Below are 2,723 nucleotides of genomic sequence, written 5' to 3'. Positions count from 1 at the left end.
TGACTTTCGAACGAAAACAAGCCTAAGTATAAGCGCCTGTTCATATAAGACTGCAATTGAGACGCCCATTCAAGCCAAGCCTTACCCGCCTCCGTCTCTTCTGAGATCCAAGCGATTTCATCAGAGCGAACCGTCTCGTTCCTCACAAAGTCTTGCTCACGCCCTATTCCGGCTTTCTTGAATTTCTCTGAAGCTAAGCCTTTTACTTCCTGCGCCAAAGCATCAGCCAAAGCCTGAGGGATCGCCCCTTCATTGATAGAGCAGCCGGTTTGAATCAAATCTTGCGCGATTGACTCAAACAAAACTTCATTGTCTTCTGGGCTTGATAAGTACACCGATAGTTCTCCAAAAAGTCATTGCTAAGAACACGATTTCCACAGTATAGTTCGCGTTCTTACTACGCAAAAATGCGGCCCTTAAACTTCAAATATTTAAAAGGATTTTGAATATGACGAACATTCTATTTTAATTACCCAAAAATCAATACTGACAACTGAACTTTCTGATCAACAGAAAGCTATTTAGTTCTGTCGATAAAACTCTTCACGCTTTCGTGCTTATGCGAAAGCTATAAATAAATCCTCTTTATAATCAAATTTTGAGAAACGACACTATGACTGCGTCTAAACTATTCGCACTAATCACTTTAATTTTATTTTTGTCTGCTTGTGGCTCTGACAGTAAAAATATAACACTGCCTGATTGCCCCGAGCCAGATAATAGCTCCGACACAATTTCCGAGTCAGACCTCTGTGGCAAGGCTTTTATCGACGACCTTGGCGATGATACCTATGTTATCTTCAGTTTTTTCTCTGACATGACCTTTGAATTCACCGGAAACGATGATAACGATTCACGTTTAGCGAGCGTAACGAGCGGTACATGGGCAGTGGTAAATAACGAGGTAATTGTTTACCTTGCCGATGAAACACTTACCTTTAGAGAGTCTGCGATCGAACAGGGCCAATACTGCTTCCAACTTCCTGAAGACGATGTCAGTCATATCAGGCATTGTGCAGTAGAAGCAATTCAACCTTCGTTAAGTGATCTCACTAAAGAATTCTACTATGAAGACTGCCCTTTCTGCTCTATTGAGTTCTTTGCTAACAATACGGGCGCTACCAACGGAGATGAAAATGATGGCTCGTCTTTTTCATTTTCCTGGAGTTTTCAAGGTGACGGCACAATATCCATTGTCTACGACCGTGCTTTGGGCAGTAACAAGTTCTTCTTTACTGAACAGGATAGCGAAAAAATTAGCTTCATTAGTTTAAACGATTATGCTGATGAGGCACCTTATATGGACTCCAACGTCCTCTTCATAAAATAGAACCTGTGCCTAGATTCAAGTAAGCAAGCCTGATCATTCAGGTTTGCTTACTTCTCACCCCGCTCTTTATAGACTCTGTCGCCACTCAACGATCTGCTCGGCTAACCACTGTGGTGCATCCAAAGCCAAGTCATGCCCGGCATAGTGATGACAACGATAATCTGCCCCCCATGCTTGGGCGGCATTTTCAGAGCAGTGGTAGCTAACAATCCTGTCTTGTTTAGCCGCAATAAACAGCATATGTTCGACGGGCTTTTGTGATTCGCATTGAAAGCGACTGGCCGCCAGAATTTGCTTGATTGCCGCTCTCCGGCTAGGTGGCTGCTTACGTCTGAAGTCTAACCACTCATCTAGCAAACACTCATCACTATCTCTCATGTTACTCGACAATCGCAAAATTTCACGCTCACTGTAGCGCATAACGGGGTTAAACCAGGCCTTTAGGAAGCCTGCATAGGCCTTAGGTTGAAGTCTCTGATAAAAGCGAGCATAGGGTCTAAAGCTTGAATTTATCAGTATCAGGCTAGCGACTTTTTCAGGGTGCATTTGAGCCAAGGCAAGCGCCACCATTCCGCCCATGGAAATACCTACAAGATTGATCTTACCGTCAACAAGCTTGGCTGAGTCAAAAATCCTCGGCGCAAGACTCTCAGCAATTTCTTCTATCGTCCCCGGGCTAGATTCATGATGTCGCTCACCAAAACCTGGCAAGTCCTCAAACAATACCTCTGCGCCTGACAGTGTTTTTAAGTGCTCAGGAAACTCACCCCAATGCAATTTCTGGCGAGACAAACCCCTTATTAGCATCCACTTTTCCATTAGCGATACCAAAACTGCTTAGCTGCTTGAAAGGTCTGTACCTGCTGCTTTTTCTTGGGCATCCAGCTCTTATAGCCAATGGCTGCCGAGCAAAGAAAATCGAATAGCATAATATGCCGCCGTAAAACGCGTTGCAGGCGATGCGGCACCATCGGGTTGAATAAACCAGACCTAGAGAATAGTTGAGTCGGACGCTTCTTAATCCAATTCCATGAGCCCATCTCAAGCGTCAAAGGAATCATCATACTCTCATGTGAATTCTTATGTCGCTTGTAGATGTAATCCCACAGATCTCCATGCGTGATATAACTCAATGACTGAGGCTCAAAGATATAATGATGGTGAGAGTAAGTTCGATCTAGCAATAATTTCAGCGCATAAATCTTGTCGAGTACCGCAATAGGCCGTTTGCGATAAGCATAGGGAAACCACAAGTAATCGTGGAAGCCAAAGCCCGAATGACAGTCTAGCGTTAAGGTAAAGGGCGATTGATCAGAATAACGCTCGACCACCTCTACCAGCTTCTGGTTCTCAAGCTCCATTTGCTCCTCGACCTTGCCACAATACCAAGGCA

General features: G+C 44.3%; 2 protein-coding genes and 2 pseudogenes. 1 reads left to right on the top strand and 3 read right to left on the bottom strand.

Translation table 11 applies throughout. The annotated features are described in order from the left end of the window. Positions 1 to 335: pseudogene (locus A3757_RS22910) on the bottom strand (2OG-Fe(II) oxygenase); the annotation flags it as partial. Between the two features lie 278 nt (positions 336 to 613). On the opposite strand from A3757_RS22910, the gene A3757_RS22905 reads away from it, so the two are divergent. Then, positions 614 to 1,330, top strand: a complete 717-nt coding sequence (locus tag A3757_RS22905) for a lipocalin family protein (protein WP_068507727.1) — start codon at positions 614 to 616, stop codon at positions 1,328 to 1,330. A gap of 66 nt (positions 1,331 to 1,396) precedes the next feature. Here the strand turns inward: A3757_RS22905 and A3757_RS22900 are convergent, their stop codons facing one another. Then, entirely contained in the window at positions 1,397 to 2,137 is a 741-nt protein-coding gene (locus tag A3757_RS22900) for an alpha/beta fold hydrolase (RefSeq protein WP_197470244.1), read from the bottom strand. Between the two features lie 11 nt (positions 2,138 to 2,148). Beyond that, a pseudogene (locus A3757_RS27260) lies at positions 2,149 to 2,723 on the bottom strand (zinc carboxypeptidase); the annotation flags it as partial.

It is taken from the genome of Oleiphilus sp. HI0117 (assembly GCF_001635235.1).
This window is presented reverse-complemented; position numbering and strand designations above follow the sequence as displayed.

Bases quoted from the DNA above. Each gene is read 5' to 3' on its own strand.
- A3757_RS22905 (WP_068507727.1), top strand. From the start codon at position 614: ATGACTGCGTCTAAACTATTCGCACTAATCACTTTAATTTTATTTTTG.
- A3757_RS22900 (WP_197470244.1), bottom strand. From the start codon at position 2,137: ATGCTAATAAGGGGTTTGTCTCGCCAGAAATTGCATTGGGGTGAGTTT.